At 56.1% G+C, this 239-nt stretch carries 1 protein-coding gene; it reads left to right on the forward strand.

All coding sequences use genetic code 11. The annotated features are described in order from the left end of the window. Window positions 1-239: PLP-dependent transferase (locus LJE08_RS14415; protein WP_227403636.1), on the forward strand; the 239-nt coding region annotated here is incomplete at both ends.

The raw sequence follows: 239 nt of genomic DNA on the forward strand, positions 1-239 counted from the left end.
GTCAGAATGGATCGCCAGCAGGCCAACGTCAAGGCAATCATTGCTCATCTGCAGCCGCTGCCAGCCGTCAAAAAAATCTATTATCCCGGTCTGTTCGGCCAGCCAGGCTATGAAACGCTCAGCAGCCAGGCCAAGGGTGCGGGCGGCGTGCTTTCAATCGAGCTGGCTGACGATGTGGACGCAGTTAAGTTCGTTGATTCGCTGCAGCTGTTTCAACTGGCAGTCAGCCTAGGCTCAGT

This window comes from Holdemanella sp. DFI.5.55 (assembly GCF_020593575.1).
Lineage (GTDB): Bacteria > Bacillota_I > Bacilli_A > Erysipelotrichales > Erysipelotrichaceae > Holdemanella > Holdemanella hominis.